The organism is Curtobacterium sp. MCBA15_008 (assembly GCF_001865065.1).
In the GTDB taxonomy this organism is placed as follows: Bacteria; Actinomycetota; Actinomycetes; order Actinomycetales; family Microbacteriaceae; genus Curtobacterium.
Map to the genome: position 1 here is coordinate 126,842 of NZ_MJGN01000056.1, position 18,938 is coordinate 145,779.

Sequence of the window (18,938 nt, forward strand, 5' to 3'; positions counted from 1 at the left end):
CGCTACGACGCCTCGGGGATGCGGACCGTGACCTCGAGCCCGCCGGAACGGACGTTGCGGAGGGAGGCCGTGCCTCCAGACCGTTCCGCGACCGCCCGCACGATCGCGAGCCCGAGGCCGGAGCCGCCGGGCAGGGGGATCCCGCCGGTGGCCGGGTCCGGGTTCGGGCGCGACTTCCGCGCTTCGTCCGGTCGGGTGAACCGATCGAACGCGACCGGGATGAACGACTCGGGGACGCCGGGGCCGTCGTCGGTGATCTGCAGGACCCCTTCGCCCGCGGCACTCCGCCACGACACGAAGACCCCACCGCCGCGGGGCAGGGCGGCTACGGCGTTGCCGGCGATGTTCGTGACCAGCTGCGCCATCCCACCGGTGTCGAGCCGGTACCGCGGTTCCGTGCTGCCACCGCCGATGCCCGGGCCGGAGCCGCCGACCGTCACCGGTGGCTCGAGGTCGAAGTCGACGGTGATGTCCTTCGCTGATGCGATGAGCCGGACGCGGTCGACGGCGGACATCACCTCGTCGCCGAGGTCCGACCACGCGGTGAGGGGTTGCTCCTGGCCGTCCTGGTCGCGTCGCTCGGACTCCTCGATGCGCGAGAGCGCGAGCAGGTCGTTCGCCAGCCGCGACAGCCGCGCGACGCTGAGCTTCGCGCGCTCGATGTGGGCGGCGAGGGCTGCGGCGTCGTCGCCGTCGAGCGAGGCGAGGTCGAGCTGGGTGGTGAGGATCGCCAGGGGTGTGCGGAGTTCGTGGCTGGCGTCCGAGACCATCTGGCGCTCGCGCTCGGTGGCCTGGCGGGTGCGGGCGAGGAAGGCGTTGAGGGTGGTGGCGAGGGAGGCCAGTTCGTCTTGGGCGGGCCCGACCGGCAGCTCGGCGCGCTCGGGCGCGACGGACAGCCGTTCCGCCTCACGCCGCATCCGGTTCACCGGACGCAGGGCGGCGGTCGCCAGGGCCCACGACGCGATGCCGAACGCGACGAGGATCGCGAGCCCGGTGAGCGACAGGGTCGAGGTGAGGTCGTCGACGACGATCGCCTCGGCCTGCGAGTTGCGCGCCGCGACCACGGTCCAGCGGCCGGCCTGGTTGACCGGGTGTTCGACCACGACGCGGTACTCCGACCCAGAGACCCGGATGAGCGAGGTGCCGGCCTCCGTCGCTGTCAGGCTGCCGAGGGCGCGCTCGACCTTGGGCGGCATGGTCGACAGGGCGATGTCGCCCGTGGGGGAGACGACCGCGACGAGTTGCGCGTTGCCGGGCGCGGAGAGCTTCGGGTCGCTGTCGACCTCGAGCGTGGCGACGTACGGATCGGCGTCCGCGTCGAGCAGGGTCCGGGTCGCGCTCGCGACGACGCTGACCACCTGGAACCGCATGACCAGCACGAGCAGCACGATGACGACGGCGGCGATGGCCGTCGAGCCGATGGTGATCCGCGACCGCAGCGAGAGCACCCGGAGCGGACGGATCAGGCCGCGCCTCGGGGTGTCCGATCCGGAGGCGGGCCCGGGTCCGGTGGTGCCCGGTCCGGTCACGCCCCGAGGAGGTCGAGCCGGTAGCCGCGGCCGCGCACGGTCGAGATCGCGACGGTGGCCTCGTGCGAGGTCAGCTTCTTCCGGAGGTACGAGATGTACTGCTCGACGACGTTCGGGTCGACGTGCTGCGAGCCGTCCCACACCTCCTCGAGGATCTTCGGGCGGTCGACCACGGTGCCGACGGAGCGGGCGAGGAGGCGGAGGAGCGCGAACTCGGTGGGGCTCACGGCGACGCGCTGGCCCTTGATGAGGATGCGACGGGCCTCTGAGTCGATCGCCACGTCGCCCACCTCGATGGTGCGCGGTGCGCCGGCGGACTCGCGCCGACCGAGCGCGCGGAGGCGGGCGGTGAGCTCGGCGAAGGCGAAGGGCTTGGTGAGGTAGTCGTCAGCGCCGGCGTCGAGTCCGAAGACCCGATCGTCGACGGCGTCGCGTGCGGTCACGAGCAGGATCCGCACCGGGTCCTCGCGCTCGCGGATGCGCCGGGCGAGCTCGAAGCCGGACATGCCGGGCATCATCACGTCCACGACGGCGAGGTCGAACGCCTGGTCACCGAGCGCGATGAGCGCCTCGACCCCGTTCTCGACCGCCGTGACGCGGTACCCCTCAGCGGCGAGCCCACGCTCCATGAGCGCGCGCATCTCGTCATCGTCTTCGACCACCAACAGGCGCATAGCGACCTCCTCGGACCCATCGTGGCATCGAACCGGGGAAGCAGGGGCGTTCCGGCACCGAACTCGCTGAATCTCGTCACAGCGACGGAGTCGTCCGAGCAGAACGGTCTGTCCCTCGTTCGTGGGACGTGAGCACTTCTTGCTTCGTTGCTAGGCTCGCGCACCGGACGGGGCGTACCCGACGCAGCGTCCGCACTGGGGGAACCATGAACGAAACGCCGGAACACCCGGCCCTCGTCCGACTGCGCGCCGAACTCGATGCCGCTTGGAAGGGCATGGGGGTCCTCGGCGACATGGAGGACGTCAGCCGCGACCGCGTCGTCGCCGAACTGCGCGCTGCGGTTCCGGACGTCGCCAGTCGTGCTGCGCGCGCGGCGGGAGCCGACGTCGTCGTCGCGGAGATCAGTCGGTTCGCCGAGGCCGAGGTGGTCGCGAGCGACGCCGCCGTGCCGACCGCCATCATCTGGGACGACATCGTGCACACCGCGGCCGAAGCGGCCTCCGCTTCGCGCTGACGCGATCGGACCGCCTGGGGCGTGCGTCGCGCGTCCGCCGCGAGCGGGCGCATCCGTGCGCCCCGCGGCGAGCGGGCGGATCCGCTGGGTCGCTTTGTCGCGCGCCGCGGGGTTTCGCCCGCTCGCGCTGGCGCACGCCTGGCGGGGCGTGGCGGGGTCGACCCGTTCCTCCCGCCCGTCCGGTGTCGCGTCCGCGACGAGCGGGCGGACCCGCTGGGTCGCCTTGTCGCGCACCGCGGGGTTTCGCCCGCTCGCGCTGGCGCACGCCTGGAGGGGCGTGGCGGGGTCGAGCCGCTCCACCAGTCCGTCCGGTGTCGCGTCCGCGACGAGCGGGCGGACCCGCTGGGTCGCCTTGTCGCGAACCGCGGGGTTTCGCCCGCTCGCGCAGACGCTCGCCTGGAGGTGCGTGGCGGGGTCGATCCGTTCCTCCAGTCCGTCCGGTGTCGCGTCCCGGGCGCGGGCGGGCGCATCCGCTGGGTCGTCCTCGCGCGCACCCTGGCATTTCGCCCGCTCGCGCTGGCGCATGCCTGGAGGCGCGTGGCGGGGTCGATCCGTTCCTCCAGTCCGTCCGGTGTCGCGTCCCGGGCGCGAGCGGGCGCATCCGCTGGGTCGTCCTCGCGCGCACCCTGGCATTTCGCCCGCTCGCCCGGCCGCACGCACGTGCGGGCGGCCGCGCCGCAGCTCCGAGCGCCGCGGACGCGTCAGTCGTCCTCGCCGAGCAGCTCCTCGCGGACGCGCCGGATGTCCTCGAGCAGGGCCCCGATGAGCACCCAGTGCCGGGAGTTCGGCCGGATGACCTCGAGCGGTGCGGTCAGTGCGGGTTCCGACGGCGCCGGGTCCGCACCAGCGACTACCGACGCAGCACCCGCCCCCGCCCCAGGCCCGGGTCCGGCCCCCGCCCCGGCTCGGGCTCTGAACCTCCCGAACACGGACGACACGGACGACCCGGACGACCTCGACCCCGACCCCGACCTCGACCCCGATCCCGACCCCGACGCCCCCGACGACCCCACCTCGGACGCCGCCACCCGCGCCCCTAGCGCTCGGACGTCGGCCCCGATGCGGGCGACCTCGGTGGCGATGCTGCCGACGACCGGGTCGGAACGGAGGTCCGGCGCGGTGTTGTCGTGGATCGCCCGGGTCATGCCGGTCACGCGGGTGACGAGCACGCGCAGGTGCTCGGCGGCCGCGAGGTCCTCGTCGAGGATCGTCCGGTGCCGCCCGCCGCGCGGGTTCATGGTGAGGGACTCCCGGGCCGCGGTGAGCGAGGCCTCGGCGCGGGCGTGCTGCTGCCGGAGCGCTCGGGCCTGCAGGAGGGCCTCGTGCCAGCGGTCCCGGTCCCACCCCTCGGTGAGACCGATCGCGATCCGCTCGAACGCGACCGCGGTGTCCCGAGCGAGCCGGGCGACGGCGAGGTGCGCCGGGCCGAGCAGCACCGGCGGGACGACGACGGCGTTGACGATGAGGGCGACGATCGCGCCGAGGACGGTCTCGAGGATCCGGTCGGCCGAGTAGTTCGGCGTCACGACGCCCGCGGTGAGCACGAGCATGCCGCTGATTCCGACCTGCGTCGCCGAGGTCGGGGTGAGCCGGAGCCCCCACGCGATGAGGATCGCGAGCACGATGACGAGCAGCACGACCCACACCGAGTCGCCGAGCAGCAGGTGGAACCCGGTCGCGAGGATGACCCCGAGCACCACCCCGGCGCTCCGCTCGAGCCCCTTCACGAACGACTGGTTGATGCTCGGCTGGACGACGAGCAGCGCGGCGATGGCGGCGAAGGTCGGGAACGGGCCGTCGATGAGCACGCGGCAGAGCAGCACGGCGGCGACCACCGCGACCGCGGTCTTCACGACCTGCAGGAACGGCGTGCGGCTGGAGCTGCGGAGTCGCGCGACCGGGTTCACGACGTCCACGGTAGCCACGGTCCGCACGCCGAGCCGCGCACGAGCGCGACGAATCGTCCCCCGTCCGGTTGACTGGTCCCGTGTGGCCCAACCACGAACGCGTCATCCCGCAGGCCTTCGCCGGCTCCGGGACCTCCGTCGTGGCCGCACGCGCCCACTCGGTGGAGCCGTCTGGCAACGGCTACCTCTACGGGTACGAGGTGGACACCGTCGACCGGAACGGACAGCGCGCCACCGTCCTGACCTACGTCGACACCGGCGGGACCCATGACCAGAACAGCGCCATCGTCACCGATCCGGCGACGGGCGAGCCGGTGTCGGTGTGGGCGTACCCGAACGACCCCGGCCTGCCGGTGCTGCCGCAGGTGACCTACCGTGACGCGGTCGCCGAGCTCCTGACGACGCTCGGGATGCCGGTGACGAACCCGACGCTGACCGTCGCGGCCTACCGTCCGGGCAAGCGTGCCGTGGTCCGGGTCGACGCGCCGGAGGGCACGGTGTTCCTCAAGGTCGTCCGTCCGCACCGGGTCGCGCCGATCGAGAAGTCCCACGAGCAGTTCGTGTCCGCGGGGCTGCCGGTGCCGCGCGTGCTGTCGAGCCGCGGCGACGGGCTCCTCGTCCTCGAGCGCATCCGCGGCGTGCCCGCCGGCAGCCGGATCCTCGACATCGCCGACGACCCCCGGTTCGTGGCCTCGCTCGCCGCGCTCACCGGCCGGATCGCGACGGTCCCCATGACGCAGCAGGCGCGCGCCGACGCGATGGACCACGCGGACTGGCACCGCCGCACCCTGGTGGCGGCGCTGCCGCAGGACGCCGAGGAGATCGACGCCCTGTACGACGCGATCGGCCGCCGCTCGATCGGCTGGTCGTCGGCGACGAAGCAGGTCGTGCACGGCGACCTGCACCTCGAGCAGGTCTTCGTCGACGAGGACGAGCCATGGCGCATCTCCGGGCTGCTCGACATCGACACGGCGGGCTGGGGCTTCCCGGTCCGCGACATCGGCGCCGTGGTGGCGCACCTTGTCGTCACCGGGCTCTGGCACCGGTCGCGCGGGGACGCCGAGCGCGGCGCCGCGGCGGAACGACTCGCCGACGCCGTCGCCCGCGACTGGGTCGCGCGGAACCCCGACCAGACCGACCGCATCGGCCCCGCCATCGGCGCGCAGCTCCTCGCCCACGCGGGCGGGCAGGCGACCACCGGTTCCGCGAACGGCATCCAGACCGCGGAGCAGCTCCTCGCCGCGACGCAGGCCGCCCTGGCGGACGCGGCCCCGGTCCTGCCGTCCGACGGGCTGGTCCGCCCGCGGTCCGCACCACAGGTCTGAACCGGCTCCGCCCCGTGGGACGCACGGTGCGGGTCGGGCGCGCACCGTGCCTCCAGGACCGTCTGCCTGGAGGCGCGACTCGCGCGGGCGACGTCGAGTCGCCTCCGTCGGTGGTCGGGGAGTAAACTGAGCGCGCACGCACCGGATCCCCGCGTGCCGCGTCGATTCCGGACGCAGCAGTCGGTCACTTGACCGACGTGGGGAACCGGATCCGTGGTCGTCCCGAGGGGGCGTCACGTGCGTGTGACGGCGCCGGATCCCGGCGCGGACCGTCGCATGCGGCACCACCCGGTGGCCGCTACGGGAACGGCCCGCGGGACTCCACCGGACGTCCCGACACGGGGACCGGCGAAGCAGCAGGCCACGGTGGCCCGCGAGCGCCGGAGCCGTGTCAGGCACCGGTTCAGGACTTCCGCCCGATGGCGGCTCGCCCGGCACGAACGGGCGGAACAGGAGGAGCGTTGGCTCGATCAGGCACCCGGCGAGCAGCCGGCGGCACGCGGACCGCATCCCGCCGTACCCGGCCGCTCGACAACGACGGCGTCATCCCCGTCCTCGCGCGCGCCGTGCGCGAGGTCGAGGCGGCCGCGCAGCGCGGCCCGCTCAAGGCGTCGAACCGCTCGAAGTTCCAGGCGGTCGCCCTGCTCATGCGCGAGGAACGCGCACGGGTGAAGGCCGACCCGGAGCTCACCGACTCGCAGCGCGCCGAGCAGCTCAAGCGGCTCGACGGCGTCGCCACCATCCTCGCGAAGACCGCAGCGCGGGACACCAGCGTGATCCAGCTCCTCACCGAAGAGGCGTCGATGAGCGAGGCGACCCGCACGGTCAAGCGCGACATGATGATCGCCGGCGGCATGGAACTGCAGCCGGAGGAGCTCGTCATCGCCGCCGAGCCGTCGCCCTCGGTCGAGACCCCGGTGCGCTCCGTCGTGCCGCAGGCCGTCGTGCAGCGCCAGCTCGCCAACCCGTTCCTGCCGCCGGACTTCGCGCTCGCCGACCAGCCCGTCGCACACCCGCGTCGCCTGGCGAACTGGGAGCTGTTCGGCCCGCTGTTCAAGTCCTTCGAGTACGGCGCGGGCGGGGGAGCGGCGACGATGCCGCTGCCGGAGCCCACGACGCTGCACTCCCGGTCGGGCACCACGCTCATGAAGCACCAGGCGGAGCTCATCGCGTCCGCGGAGCAGGGCCACCGCACGTTCCTGCTCGCCGACGAGCCGGGCCTCGGCAAGACCGCGCAGTCGCTCCTCGCGGCCGACGCCGCGAACGCGTTCCCGCTGCTCGTCGTCGTGCCGAACGTCGTCAAGACGAACTGGGCGCGCGAGGCCGAGCGCTGGGTGCCGAACCGCCGCGCCACCGTCATCCACGGGGACGGCGACGACCTCGACGGGTTCGCCGACATCGTCATCGTGAACTACGAGATCCTCGACCGGCACGTCGGCTGGCTCGGGGCCTTCGGGTTCAAGGGCATGGTCGTCGACGAGGCGCACTTCATCAAGAACAAGGACTCGCAGCGGTCGCGGTTCGTGCTGCAGCTCGCCGAGAAGATCCGGCAGCGCACCTCGGCACCGCTGCTGATGGCCCTCACCGGGACGCCGCTCATCAACTCCGTCGAGGACTTCCGCACGATCTGGGAGTACCTCGGCTGGATCGACGACAAGAAGCCGCGCGCGAAGCTCATGAACGAGCTCGAGGAGATCGGCCTCACGCCGGCCGACCCGGGCTTCTTCGTCGAGGCGCGCAAGGCCGTCATCGACCAGGGCATCGTCCGACGCCGCAAGGTCGACGTCGCCGCGGACATCCCGGCACGCCGGATCGCCGACATCCCCGTCGAGCTCGACGGCGACGAGGGCCGCTCCATCCGCGACGCCGAGCGCGAGCTCACCGCGAAGCTCGTCAAGCGGTACCACCAGGCGCTCGACGCCCGGACCGGGCAGGACCCGGTGGTCGGCATCGACCACAAGCTCGTCCGACAGGTCGCCCGCTGGGAGCTCGAGGACCAGGACGCCTCGTCGACCGGCGAGAACGTGTTCTCGATGGTCCGTCGGATCGGCCGTGCCAAGGCCCAGCTCGCGGCGGACTACGCCGCGCAGCTCGCGTCGAACGTCGGCAAGGTCGTGTTCTTCGCGAAGCACCTCGACGTCATGGACCAGGCGGAGGAGGTCTTCGCACGCCGGGGCCTCCGCACCGCGACGGTCCGCGGCGACCAGACGCCGACGCAGCGCACCGCCGAGATCGACTCCTTCGTGAACGACCCCGACGTCGCCGTCATCGTCTGCTCGCTGACCGCGGCGGGCGTCGGCCTCAACCTGCAGGTGTCGTCGAACGTCGTGCTCGCCGAGCTGTCGTGGACGTCGGCGGAGCAGACCCAGGCGATCGACCGCGTGCACCGCATCGGGCAGGAGGAGCCGGTCACCGCGTGGCGGATCATCGCCGCGCAGACGATCGACACCAAGATCGCCGAGCTCATCGACTCGAAGGCGTCCCTGGCCGCGCGCGCGCTCGACGGCTCGGACGAGGAGCTCGTCGACTCGGGCGACATCCAGCTCGACGCCATGGCGGCGCTGCTGACCGAGGCGCTCGGGGGCTAGTCCCGCGGTGCGCGCTGCGCTGCCTGGCGCCGCCCGGCGCGGCGCTGATGCCGCCGGCGTGGCTCTGGCTCCGCCCGTTGCACCCCCGTACGAACATCGCGCCCCGTAGCTACGGGGCGCGATGTTCGTACGGGGGTGCGTGGAGTCAGATGCGCGACTGGACCTCGGCGAGCGACGGGTTCGTCGCGGTGCTGCCGTCGGGGAACACCAGCGTCGGCACGGTCTGGTTGCCGCCGTTGACCTCGGCCACGAGCTCCGCCGTGCCCGGGGTCTGCTCGATGTCGACCTCGGTGTACGGCACGCCGGCCTTCGACATCTGGTTCTTCAGGCGTGCGCAGTACCCACACCAGGTGGTCGTGAACATGGTGACGCCGCCGGCTTCCGGCACGAACGCGTCGCGGGTGATCGTCTCGCTCATGGCCTCAGGCTAACTCGTCCTGCTGGGGGTCTTGTGCGGCTTAATCTACATAGATAGGTTGAGAGCATGCAACCGATCCAGCGCGTGACGGCACCCACGCTCGACGTGCTCGACGCCCTGCTCTCGAGCGACGGACCCGTGTGGGGCCTGCTCGTGATCAAGGCCACCGGGCGACAGGCGGGCACGGTGTACCCGATCCTCGAACGACTCGAGCGGCAGGGGTGGATCCGGTCGTCGTGGGACGACGACGCGGACCGGTCCGGACCGCGTCGTCGGCTCTACGAGTTCACGGCCGACGGTGTCGAAGCCGCCCGGAGCCTCGTGGCCGAGCGACAGACCGACGCTGCCGGGGCAGCCCGGCCCTCCCGTCCCGCACGCCCGAGCGGCCGGCCGGTGACCTCGTGAGCGCCCTCGACCGGCTCCTCGTGGACGCGGCCGTCGCCGTGTCGCCCGCCGCACACCGGACCGCCCGCCGAGAACAGTGGGCCGCCGACGTCCGCGACGCGCACGAACTCGACCTGTCGCCGACCGCGCTCGCGTTCGGTGCGCTGACCACCGCGCTGTTCCACCGACGCGCGGGCCACCGATCCACCTGGGGGGAATCCATGACCGCACCACCGCTCGACGTCCGGCCCGCGCCCCACACGATCCGCACGGTGCCCGTGTTGGTCGTCGTCGCGCTCCTGTCGCTCGTCGCCGCCGGTGCCTGGCTGATCCTCCAGCCGAACTACGGGTACGAGAGCGACGCCGATCGGGTCGTCGGCACGGCGGGACTCTGGACGCTGGTGTTCATCGTGCCCGGTGCGGCGACGACGCTGGCAGCGCTCGCGCTCCGCACCCCGATCGGCCGGCGACGTGTCGGGGCGAGCATGATCGCCGCCGCGACCGTGACCGGCGTGCTCGCCCCGCTGACCACGGTGACCGCGGCGTTCCCGCTCCCGACGATCCCGTTGTTCCTCGCGCTCGCGGGCTGGCTCGTCGCCGTCCGGGCTCGGGGTTGGACGTGGTCCCTCGCCCTTGTGCCCGTCCTGGCCCTGGCGCTCGACTGGAGCGGCACCATGTACCAGCTCCTGCCGGTCCGGTGGAGCCCGTTCATCGTCGGGATGCCCGCGATGTCGGTGATCGTCGCCGGGGTGATCGCGAGCCGGTTCTCCACAGATGCACCCGCCAGGGTCGAGCAGCACCCGGAAGCCCTGGTAGACAAGAGCGCGTGAGCGACACGCACCTCGAGATCGAGCGAACCTACGACCTGCCCGAGGGCGGTGCCCTCCCCGACCTGATCGGCGTCGGCGGCATCCTCCGTACCGACCACCAGGACCCCTTCGAACTCGACGCGACCTACTGGGACACCGAGCGCTACGACCTGGTGGCCGCGCGGGTGACCGTTCGCCGACGCACCGGGGGACCGGACGCGGCCTGGCACATCAAGCGCTCCGAGTCGGACACGATCCGGCACGAGCAGCACTTCCCGCTCACCGACGACGCCGACGCCGTGCCGGACGAGGTCCTCGCCGCGCTGTTCACCGAACGCCGTGGCCGCGGGCTCCGTCCGGTCGTGCGCATCACGACGACCCGCACCGTCACTCGCCTCCTCGACGAGGACGGCGACCAGATCGCCGAGCTCGCCGACGACCAGGTCACCGCGCGGCGCCTCGACGACGACGCCCCGGAGACGCCGCGGACCTGGCGCGAGGTCGAGGTCGAGACCGTCGGCGGTGTCGACCCGCAGGTGGCGCACGAGCTCTTCGCCGCCCTCGACGGTCGGTTCGCCGCGGTCGGCGCCGGCCCGGCGGCTGTCTCGTCGAAGCTCGCCCGCGGTCTGGACGGCGCGCCCGCAGCGCGCCTCCGGTCGGCCGAGAAGCCCGAGAAGGGCACCGCGGCACGCGCGCTCACCAAGCGGCTGCGCAAGCTCCGGTCGGGACTCCTCGAACAAGAGGCCCTGCTCCGGTCCGGCGGGGAGGCGGACCTCCGCGAGACGGCCGAGATCGCACTCGGCCTCGCCGCGGTGACCGGTTCGTACCGGCCCGCGTTCCCGGCGACCGAGACCGTCGACCGCGCGGTCGAGGCGGCCGAGGGGCTGGCGGCGGTGACCGCTCGTGCCGCACTGGCCGACTACCTCGTCGAGCGCCTGCCGCGGGCGTCGACCCCGGCGCAGGACTCCCTGGTGGACGCCATGACGCGGGAACGCATCCTCGCCGCCACCCGGGAGCGCCGCGCCGTGGCCGTGCGCGACGTCGTCGCGTTCCTGCACGGTGAACCGTTCCTCGAACTGCTCGACGTGCTCGACGACGCCGTGGAGCGGCCGGAGCCGACCGCGTGGGCGCTGCGCTCCCCGAAGAAGGTCGCGCAGGACGTCTCCGCGGTCGAGAAGCCCCGCGTGCGAGAGCTCGTCCGCGATGCCGTGGGCGAGGACGACGAGACCACCGCCGTGCTCGAACGGGAGACCGCTGCGCGCGAGGCGACCGAGCTCGCATGGCGTGCGGCGACCCGTGCCCGCAAGGCGATGGACGTGCTGCGGGACGATGCGTTCCCGCATGCGCTGTGGACCCGCATCGGCGACGCGGCCGACGTCCTCACCGAGCGGGTGCGGTCGCTGCACGCGCTCGACGTGCTCCGGGTGCACTCCGGCATCGCCGAGCGTGGCGGCGAGGGCACCTTCGGGTACGGCGTGCTCGCCGGTGACCGGGTCCGGCTGGCCGAGGAGTCCTACGACGAGGCGGTGCAGGCGCTCAACCGCGTGTGAGCACCGGGCTGCGGCCTACGCGGTGAGCGGGACGGTCGCCGCGGGCGCGACGTCGAACCGGCGGCCGGGGTACCGCAGCCCGCTCCAGTACATGTTCGTGTGCGCGATGACGTCCGCGGATGCGATGACGGTGCCGCCCCACTCGGCATCGGTCGTGGTGTGGGCGTCCTCGACCAGGGTGACGTCGAAGCCCTCGGCGGCGGCACGCTGCGCGGTGGTCCGGACGCAGTAGTCCGTCTGCGTGCCGGTGACCACCAGCCGCGAGACGCCGAGGTCGGCGAGCACCACGTGCAGGTCCGTGTCCGCGAAGGAGTCCCGGTAGGTCTTCCGGATGAGCGCCTCGGCATCGAGCCGGACGAGCGGCGCAGCGAGCTGCCAGTCGTCCGACCCGACGGGGAAGTCCTGTTCGTCCTGCACCCAGACCACGGGGACGCCCTCGGCCCGCGCCCGTTGGACGAGCCCGTGGATCCGGTCGACGACCTGCTGCCCGTCGAGGCAGGGCCGGACGACCCCCGCCTGGACGTCGATGACGAGCAGCGCGGTCGTCATCCGGCAGCGATCGGGTTCGCGTTCGCCGCAGCCGGCGTGACGTCGGCGAGCCCGAGCACGTCGAGGAGCCAGGCGAGTTCGAACGCCCGCTCCTTCCACGAGTCGTACCGACCGCTGACACCACCGTGCCCGGCTGCCATCTCGGTCTTGAGCAGCACAGGCGCCCCGACCTCCCGGAGCTTCGCCGTCCACTTCGCCGGTTCGACGTAGAGGACCCGGGTGTCGTTGATCGACGTCACGGCGAGGATCTTCGGGTACTGCACGTCGTCGCGCACGTTCTCGTACGGGGTGTACTCGCTCATGTAGCGGTAGACCTCGGGGTCGTGCAGCGGGTCGCCCCACTCGTCCCACTCGATCACCGTCAGGGGCAGGTCGGGGTCGAGGATGCTCGTCAGCGCGTCGACGAACGGCACCGCGGCGAGGATGCCGGCGAAGCGTTCCGGCGCGAGGTTCGCCACCGCGCCCATCAGCAGCCCGCCGGCGCTGCCGCCCTCGGCCACGAGCCGGTCGGCACTGGTGCGACCCGAGTCGATGAGGTGCGACGCCACCGCGACGAAGTCGGTGAACGTGTTCTTCTTCGTGAGGGTCTTGCCGTTCTCGTACCAGTGGCGGCCCATCTCACCGCCGCCCCGGACGTGGGCGACGGCGAACACGACACCGCGGTCGAGCATCGAGAGTCGCATCACGCTGAAGCCGGGGTCGATCGAGTGCTCGTACGAGCCGTACCCGTACAGGTGCAGCGGCGCCGGCTGGTCGGCGTCGACCGCGTCGCGGCGCCAGACGAGCGAGATCGGCACGCGCGTGCCGTCGGCCGCGGTCGCCCAGTCCCGCTCCTGCATGTAGTCGGCGGGGTCGTAGCCGCCGAGGACGGGCTGCCGCTTGAGCACGGTCACCTCGCCGGTCGCCAGGTCGAGGTCGCTGACCTCGGACGGCGTGACGAACGAGGTGAAGCCGATGCGGAGCGTCGGCTGGTCCCACTCGGGGTTGCCGCCGAGTCCGGCCGAGAAGAGGGCCTCGTCGAACGGGACCTCGTGCGCGTCGCCGTAGCCGTCGCCCTCGATCGGGATGATCGCGATGCGGGGGAGCGCCTCGGACCGGTACTCGAGCGCGAGGTGTCCGGCGAAGGCGTCGACCGACTCGATACGGCGTTCGGGGTCGTGCGCGACGACCACGCGGCGGTCGCGCTCGGAGGTCGGGTCGTCGGCGGGGACGTCGACGAGCTCGAAGTTCTCGGCGCCCTCGTTGTGGAGCACGAGGAACCGGTCGCTCCCACCGACGATGGCGTGCTCGATCTCGTACTCGACCCCGTCGCGGCGCGGCCAGACGACCTGGAACTCGCCCGTGGGATCGGCCGCGTCGAGCACGAGCGCCTCGGACGTGATCTTCGACCCGAGCTCGATGACGATGTACTGCGACGACCGGGTGACCCCGACGCCGACCCAGTAGCGGTCGTCCGGCTCCTCGAAGACGAGCACGTCGTCGGAGGCGCTGGTGCCCACGGTGTGGCGCCAGATCCGGTCCGGGCGCCAGGAGTCGTCGACCGTGGGGTAGAACACGTACCGGCCGGAGGGATCGAACGTCGCGCCGCTGCCGGTGTTCGGGATCTCGTCGCCGAGGTCCGTGCCGCTCGCCAGGTCGCGGACGTGCAGCGTGTACCGCTCGTCACCTTCGACGTCGATGCCGTAGACCAGTCGGGTGCCGTCGTCACTGATGTCGTAGGTGCCGAGCGAGAAGAAGTCGTGGCCGTCGGCGAGGGCGTTGCCGTCGAGGACGACCTGCTCCCCGGGGAGCGTGCCAGCACCCTCGCCCACCGCGGGCGGGGTCCAGTCGTCGCGGCCGGCGATCGGTGCACGGCAGTGCACGCCGTACTGGCTGCCCTCGGCCGTGCGGGTGAAGTACCACCAGTCGCCCATCCGGACGGGCACGGAGAGGTCGGTCTCCTGCACGCGGCCCTTCACCTCGGAGAAGATCCGGTCACGCAGGGCGCTCAGGTGCTCGGTCTCGGCGTCGGTGTACGCGTTCTCGGCCTCGAGGTAGGCCAGGGTGTCCGGTGACTCCTTGTCCCGCAGCCACTCGTAGTCGTCGACGAAGTCGATACCGTGGTGGGTCCTCGTGACCGGCCGCTTGGCGGCGGTGGGAGGGGTGGCCTGTGCGTGCTCGCTGCTCACCACCCCACCCTATTCGCCCGCTGTCGGACGGCGGCCTGGACGCGGTCGCCGAACGCGGCGAGTTCGTCGGCTGCGGCGACCGTCACCCAGGCGCGGTCACGGCGTCGTGCGGTGACGGACCGCAGGACCCCTGCGCGGCAGAGGTCGTCGGTCACCGCGTCCACCGTGCCCTGGTCGCCGTGCAGGAGCGCGTCGAGGCGGTCTTCGGTGAGCACCGGGTCGTGGGCGAGGGCCCGCCCGACCACGGCGTGTGGGCCGGCGGCGCACGGGCCGATGCTCCGCTCCGCCGCGACCTCGTCGAGGAGCACCGCCGTCAGCGTGGCTTCGTCGCAGACGGTCCCGACCGCGATGGCGACGTCGCGCACCCACTCGTCCACTCGTCCGTCGCGGAACCGTTCCAGGTGCCAGAAGTAGCGGTCGCGTTCGGCGACGAGGGCCGTGGCGACGGGGACCGTGACGAACCGGGTGAGCCCGCGCCGTCGGAGCACGGCGGCGAGGAGTGCCCGTCCGATCCTCCCGTTGCCGTCGGTGAAGGGGTGGATCGACTCGAACTGGGCGTGGGCGATCGCAGCCTGTGCGACCGGGTGGACGTCGTCGCGGTGCAGGAACACGAACAGGTCGTCCATCAGGGCCGGTACCAGCTCCGGCGGTGGCGGCACGTACCGGGCGAGCCGCGGGGTCCGTCCGCCGCCGATCCAGTTCTGCACGGCCCGGTACTGCCCGGCGTCGCGTCCGTCGACGGGGTCGTCCCGCAGCAACCGGCGGTGCGCGTCGAGCAGCGACGACTCGGTGATGGTGCCGGAGCCCGCCGCCGTCACGAGTCCGTCGATCGCCCCGCCGGCACGGACCATCGCGGTCGCGCTGGCGTTCGCACGGATGCCGACGACCGCGCGGGCCAGGTCGTCGAGGCCGGCTCGCTCGTTCTCGATGCGGGAGGACGCGACCGCCTCGGTCCGGTCGAGCACCCCACCGAGCGCGGTGAGCCCTGCACCGTGCTGCGCGTCGAGCTCGCGGAGCGCCGCGGCGGCACGGTCGAGCACCGCCGCGGTGCCGGTGTCCGGCGTCCACCGCGCCCCTGCGATGGTGCGCGGGATCGACGCCCGGACCGCCGTGGTCTCGCGGTCGGCGCGAGGACCGCGGACGGTGCTGCGCCAGGGCACGGTCGTCGCGGTGTGCGACGGCCAGTGCCGGTCGTGTCGGTTCGGTCGGGTGTGCTGCATGGTTCCTCCGTCGCCCGGGCGGGATCGTCGTGCTCCGACCGTAGGCAGGGCACACACGGCGGCACCAGGAATCGGTGTTCCACATGCATGACGGCCTTGTCACCGGACCTCGCTACCGTGGTGGCATGAGCAACTCCTTCGTCGTCACCAACGCACACGTGGTCCCCGTCTCCGCCCCCGAGTTCGACGGCACCGTCGTCGTCGAGCAGGGCAAGATCACCGCCCTCGGCGCGGACGTCGCCGTGCCGGCCGGGCTCGAGGTCGTCGACGCCGGCGGCGCGTGGCTCGTCCCCGGCTTCGTCGAGTCGCACGGCCACGTCGGCATCCACGAAGAGGCGAACGGCGAAGCCGGCAACGACACGAACGAGATGACCGGGCCGAACATGGCCGGCGTCCGCGCGATCGACGCGATCGACATCGACGACGAGGGCTTCCGTGACGCACTCGCCGGCGGCATCACGTCCATCGTCGTCAAGCCCGGCTCGGGCAACCCGATCGGCGGCCAGACCGTCGCCATCAAGACCTGGGGCGGCCGGACGATCGACGAGCAGCTCATCTCCGACTCGGTGAGCATCAAGAGCGCCCTCGGCGAGAACCCCAAGCGCGTCTACGGCGGCAAGGGCCAGACCCCGTCGACCCGCCTCGGCGTCGCGAAGATCATCCGCGACGCCTTCGTCGAGGCGCAGAACTACCGCGCCGCGCGCGACGCCGCGGCCGCGAAGGACGAGCCGTTCGCCCGCGACCTGACGAAGGAGACGCTCGTCCGCGTGCTCGACGGCGAGCTGGTCTGGGACCAGCACACGCACCGCCACGACGACATCGCGACCGCCATCCGTCTCTCCGAGGAGTTCGGCTACCGCCTCGTCGTGAACCACGGCACCGAGGCGCACAAGATCGCCGACGTGCTCGCCGAGAAGGACATCCCGGTCATCTACGGCCCGCTGTTCACGAGCCGCTCGAAGGTCGAGCTCCGCGACCGCGGGATCCCGAACCTCGCGACCATCGCCGCCGCCGGGGTCCGCGTCGCGATCACCACGGACGCACCCGTCGTGCCGATCAACATGCTCGTCGACCAGGCGACCGCGGCCGTGAAGGAGGGCCTGCCCCGGCAGACCGCGCTCGAGGCGCTCACGACCAACCCGGCCGACTTCCTCGGCTTCGGCGACCGCGTCGGCCGCCTCGCCGAGGGCTACGACGCCGACCTCGTGCTGTGGGACGGTGACCCCCTCGACGCCACCAGCCGCGCGACGCGCGTCTGGATCGACGGTGCGTCCGTCTTCGAGTGGGCCGACGGGACCGGCGTCACCACTCCGCGCTGGTAGCGGGTCACGACGGACCGGAGGCGCGGTGCCAGCCGGCACCGCGCCTCCCGTCCGTCACCCGGACGCGACCGCGACCCGCGACCGCGACGCGTGCCCGGGCCTCAGACCTCGCGTGCCAGCAGGAAGTCGTTGATGCCGGTCGTGAGCGCCGCGTCGATCGCCCGCGCGTTGCCGTTGACCTCGCGGATGGGCGCCGCCTGCCGGACGCTCGACACGAGCCAGGCGGCGTCCGCCGACAGGAAGTCCTCGACGGTCAGGAGCTCGTAGGCGGTCTCGATGCCCTCCTGCTCGGCGAACCGGAAGACGTCGGCCTGCGTCGTGCCGGCGAGGATCCCGATGTCGGTACGCGGCGTGACGAGCCGGCCGCCGACCGACAGGATGAGGTTCGCGCGCGTTCCCTCGAGCACGTAGCCGTCGGTCGAGACGAAGACGGCGTCGTCCGCGCCGCGGCGTGCTGCCTCGCGGAGAGCCGCCATGTTCACCCCGTAGGACAGCGTCTTCGCGCCCTGCAGCAGCCACGGCGAGGTCCGCTCGACGTCGTGACGGTAGCCGCGGTCGAGCGTGACGACCGAGATGCCCTCGGTGCGTGCTGCGGTGGAGTCGCCGGACGGCGCCGCGTACACCCAGCCCGTCGGCCGGTCGGTGCCCTCGACGCCGCGGGTCAGGACGGTCTTCGCGAAGGCCTCGCGGACGGGGTCGAGCCGCGCGCACACGGCCTCGATGGCCTGACGCCACGCCTCGGCGTCGGGGGCCGGCAGGTCGAGCATCGCGGCGGATCGACCGAAGCGCGCGATGTGCGCCTCGAGCGCCTGGGGGTGGCCGTCGACGACCGTGATGGTCTCGAAGACCCCGTCGCCCCGGGTGATCCCGAGGTCCTGCACCTGGATGTGTTCCTCGAGGGGCTTCGCCCACGTGAAGGCGTCGGCCGCGGGGTCGTGCGGTGCGGCGTCGCGGGAGGGCTGGTTGAGGACGGCGAGGACGGTTTCGGTCATGGCCCCATCAAACCGCAGGCGTGTGACGAACGACCCGATGCCGTGCAGGGGACCGGTCAGCCAGCCTCGGGCAGCGCGCCCATCAGCTTCCACACCGCGGGCGTGAGCTCCGGGTGCTGCAGCGCGATGCGGCGGAGGCGGTGGTACTCCTCGCCCATCCGGGTGCCCTGCCCCGAGGCGGGGTGCATCGACCACTGCGCGCTCCGCTTGCCGATGGCCTCGTCGAGGTCGACGGCGTCCGCGCGCAGGATGAGCACGACCTGCTCGTCGACGGTGGGCAGCGTCGGCATGAACTCCCACGGGTCCTCGCCCTGACGGCTCCGGTGCTCGACGAGCATCGAGATCTCCTCGGCGGCCTCGGCGCGCAGCACTTCGAGGCTGCGCCCGGTCCTGCGGGGCTCAGCCATGGTGCCCCCGCAGCACGCCTGCCATGGAAAAAGCCTACGCCAGAACTTCGGCCAGACTGGACACGTGGCCCTTCGCGACGAGAGCAAGTCCCAGCACCCCGCGGTGGTCGTGGTCTACCTGCTGCGCGACGACGGGTCGGGTCCGCAGGTGCTCCTGGGGGAGAAGCGCCGCGGCCTCGGCACGGGCCGCCTGGTCGGTCCCGGCGGCAAACGGGAGCCGGGGGAGTCCGCGGTCGAGACCGCGGTGCGCGAGGTACGGGAAGAGGTCGGCCTGCGGATCGAGGCTGCCGACCTGGAGGCACGTGGCACGTTGGACTACCGGTTCCCGTACCGCCCGTCCTGGTCCCAGGTCTCGGACGTCTTCGTCTGCCGCCGCTGGCAGGGCAGCCCGTCGGGCAGCGACGAGCTCGAGCCGCGGTGGATCCCGGTCGACGCCGTGCCGTACGACGCGATGTGGGACGACGCGCGGTACTGGCTGCCGGGAGTGCTCGCCGGTGGATCGGTGCGGGCGCGCTTCACCTTCGGCGAGGACGACGCGACGGTGTCCGGCTTCAGCGGCACCGGCGTCTGACGCGCGGCCG

General features: G+C 72.7%; 17 protein-coding genes. 8 read left to right on the plus strand and 9 right to left on the minus strand.

All coding sequences use genetic code 11. The features are described 5' to 3' along the window. Positions 1-2 precede the first annotated feature (2 nt). A complete protein-coding gene (locus tag BIU96_RS16900) occupies positions 3-1,529 on the minus strand; it encodes a HAMP domain-containing sensor histidine kinase (RefSeq protein WP_083403022.1) in 1,527 nt (508 codons plus the stop codon). Then, on the minus strand, positions 1,526-2,203 hold the full coding sequence (locus tag BIU96_RS16905) for a response regulator transcription factor (protein ID WP_070416542.1): 678 nt from the start codon (positions 2,201-2,203) through the stop codon (positions 1,526-1,528). The genes BIU96_RS16900 and BIU96_RS16905 overlap by 4 nt, the downstream gene beginning before the upstream one ends. A gap of 206 nt (positions 2,204-2,409) precedes the next feature. Here BIU96_RS16905 and BIU96_RS16910 point away from each other — a divergent pair, with 206 nt between their 5' ends. Continuing rightward, positions 2,410-2,718, plus strand: a complete 309-nt coding sequence (locus BIU96_RS16910) for a hypothetical protein (protein WP_071293770.1) — start codon at positions 2,410-2,412, stop codon at positions 2,716-2,718. Between the two features lie 701 nt (positions 2,719-3,419). On the opposite strand, the gene BIU96_RS16915 is transcribed toward BIU96_RS16910, so the two are convergent. Next, positions 3,420-4,634, minus strand: coding sequence for an aromatic acid exporter family protein (locus BIU96_RS16915; RefSeq protein ID WP_071293771.1), 1,215 nt, complete (start codon positions 4,632-4,634; stop codon positions 3,420-3,422). A gap of 71 nt (positions 4,635-4,705) precedes the next feature. On the opposite strand from BIU96_RS16915, the gene BIU96_RS16920 reads away from it, so the two are divergent. Together BIU96_RS16920 and BIU96_RS16925 are read left to right on the plus strand one after the other, a co-directional pair. Beyond that, a complete protein-coding gene (locus BIU96_RS16920) occupies positions 4,706-5,950 on the plus strand; it encodes a phosphotransferase enzyme family protein (RefSeq protein WP_071293772.1) in 1,245 nt (414 codons plus the stop codon). A 461-nt stretch (positions 5,951-6,411) separates the two neighbouring features. Then, positions 6,412-8,538 (plus strand): DEAD/DEAH box helicase, encoded by a 2,127-nt coding sequence (locus BIU96_RS16925; RefSeq protein WP_071293773.1) that lies wholly within the window; start codon positions 6,412-6,414, stop codon positions 8,536-8,538. 145 nt (positions 8,539-8,683) lie between these two features. On the opposite strand, the gene BIU96_RS16930 is transcribed toward BIU96_RS16925, so the two are convergent. Then, a complete protein-coding gene (locus BIU96_RS16930; protein WP_071293774.1) occupies positions 8,684-8,956 on the minus strand; it encodes a mycoredoxin in 273 nt (90 codons plus the stop codon). A gap of 66 nt (positions 8,957-9,022) precedes the next feature. Between BIU96_RS16930 and BIU96_RS16935 the strand changes: the two genes are divergently transcribed. The 3 genes from BIU96_RS16935 to BIU96_RS16945 are packed head-to-tail and all read left to right on the plus strand — an operon-like array spanning position 9,023 to position 11,699. After that, positions 9,023-9,361 (plus strand): PadR family transcriptional regulator, encoded by a 339-nt coding sequence (locus tag BIU96_RS16935; protein WP_071293775.1) that lies wholly within the window; start codon positions 9,023-9,025, stop codon positions 9,359-9,361. Next, a complete protein-coding gene (locus BIU96_RS19975; RefSeq protein WP_071293776.1) occupies positions 9,358-10,170 on the plus strand; it encodes a hypothetical protein in 813 nt (270 codons plus the stop codon). The genes BIU96_RS16935 and BIU96_RS19975 overlap by 4 nt, the downstream gene beginning before the upstream one ends. Next, complete coding sequence (locus BIU96_RS16945) at positions 10,167-11,699, plus strand: CYTH domain-containing protein (RefSeq protein ID WP_071293777.1); 1,533 nt, start codon at positions 10,167-10,169, stop codon at positions 11,697-11,699. Before BIU96_RS19975 ends, BIU96_RS16945 begins: the two co-directional genes overlap by 4 nt. A 15-nt stretch (positions 11,700-11,714) precedes the next feature. On the opposite strand, the gene BIU96_RS16950 is transcribed toward BIU96_RS16945, so the two are convergent. From BIU96_RS16950 to BIU96_RS16960, 3 genes are read right to left on the minus strand one after another with little or no spacing between them, the layout of a single operon-like run. After that, positions 11,715-12,248, minus strand: a complete 534-nt coding sequence (locus tag BIU96_RS16950; RefSeq protein ID WP_071293778.1) for a cysteine hydrolase family protein — start codon at positions 12,246-12,248, stop codon at positions 11,715-11,717. Then, positions 12,245-14,416, minus strand: coding sequence for a S9 family peptidase (locus BIU96_RS16955; protein WP_071293899.1), 2,172 nt, complete (start codon positions 14,414-14,416; stop codon positions 12,245-12,247). Before BIU96_RS16955 ends, BIU96_RS16950 begins: the two co-directional genes overlap by 4 nt. Further along, positions 14,413-15,636, minus strand: a complete 1,224-nt coding sequence (locus BIU96_RS16960; protein ID WP_071293779.1) for a Fic family protein — start codon at positions 15,634-15,636, stop codon at positions 14,413-14,415. Before BIU96_RS16960 ends, BIU96_RS16955 begins: the two co-directional genes overlap by 4 nt. 125 nt (positions 15,637-15,761) lie before the next feature. On the opposite strand from BIU96_RS16960, the gene BIU96_RS16965 reads away from it, so the two are divergent. Continuing rightward, on the plus strand, positions 15,762-16,958 hold the full coding sequence (locus BIU96_RS16965) for an amidohydrolase (protein WP_071293780.1): 1,197 nt from the start codon (positions 15,762-15,764) through the stop codon (positions 16,956-16,958). Positions 16,959-17,059: 101 nt separating this feature from the next. Here BIU96_RS16965 and BIU96_RS16970 read toward each other — a convergent pair whose 3' ends face one another. Together BIU96_RS16970 and BIU96_RS16975 are read right to left on the minus strand one after the other, a co-directional pair. After that, a complete protein-coding gene (locus tag BIU96_RS16970; RefSeq protein ID WP_071293781.1) occupies positions 17,060-17,950 on the minus strand; it encodes an aminodeoxychorismate lyase in 891 nt (296 codons plus the stop codon). A gap of 56 nt (positions 17,951-18,006) precedes the next feature. Then, positions 18,007-18,357 carry a tryptophan synthase subunit alpha gene (locus tag BIU96_RS16975; RefSeq protein ID WP_071293782.1) on the minus strand — a complete coding sequence of 117 codons (351 nt, stop codon included), beginning with the start codon at positions 18,355-18,357 and terminating at the stop codon, positions 18,007-18,009. Between the two features lie 64 nt (positions 18,358-18,421). Between BIU96_RS16975 and BIU96_RS16980 the strand changes: the two genes are divergently transcribed. Then, positions 18,422-18,928 carry an 8-oxo-dGTP diphosphatase gene (locus tag BIU96_RS16980; protein ID WP_217642292.1) on the plus strand — a complete coding sequence of 169 codons (507 nt, stop codon included), beginning with the start codon at positions 18,422-18,424 and terminating at the stop codon, positions 18,926-18,928. Positions 18,929-18,938 lie beyond the last annotated feature (10 nt).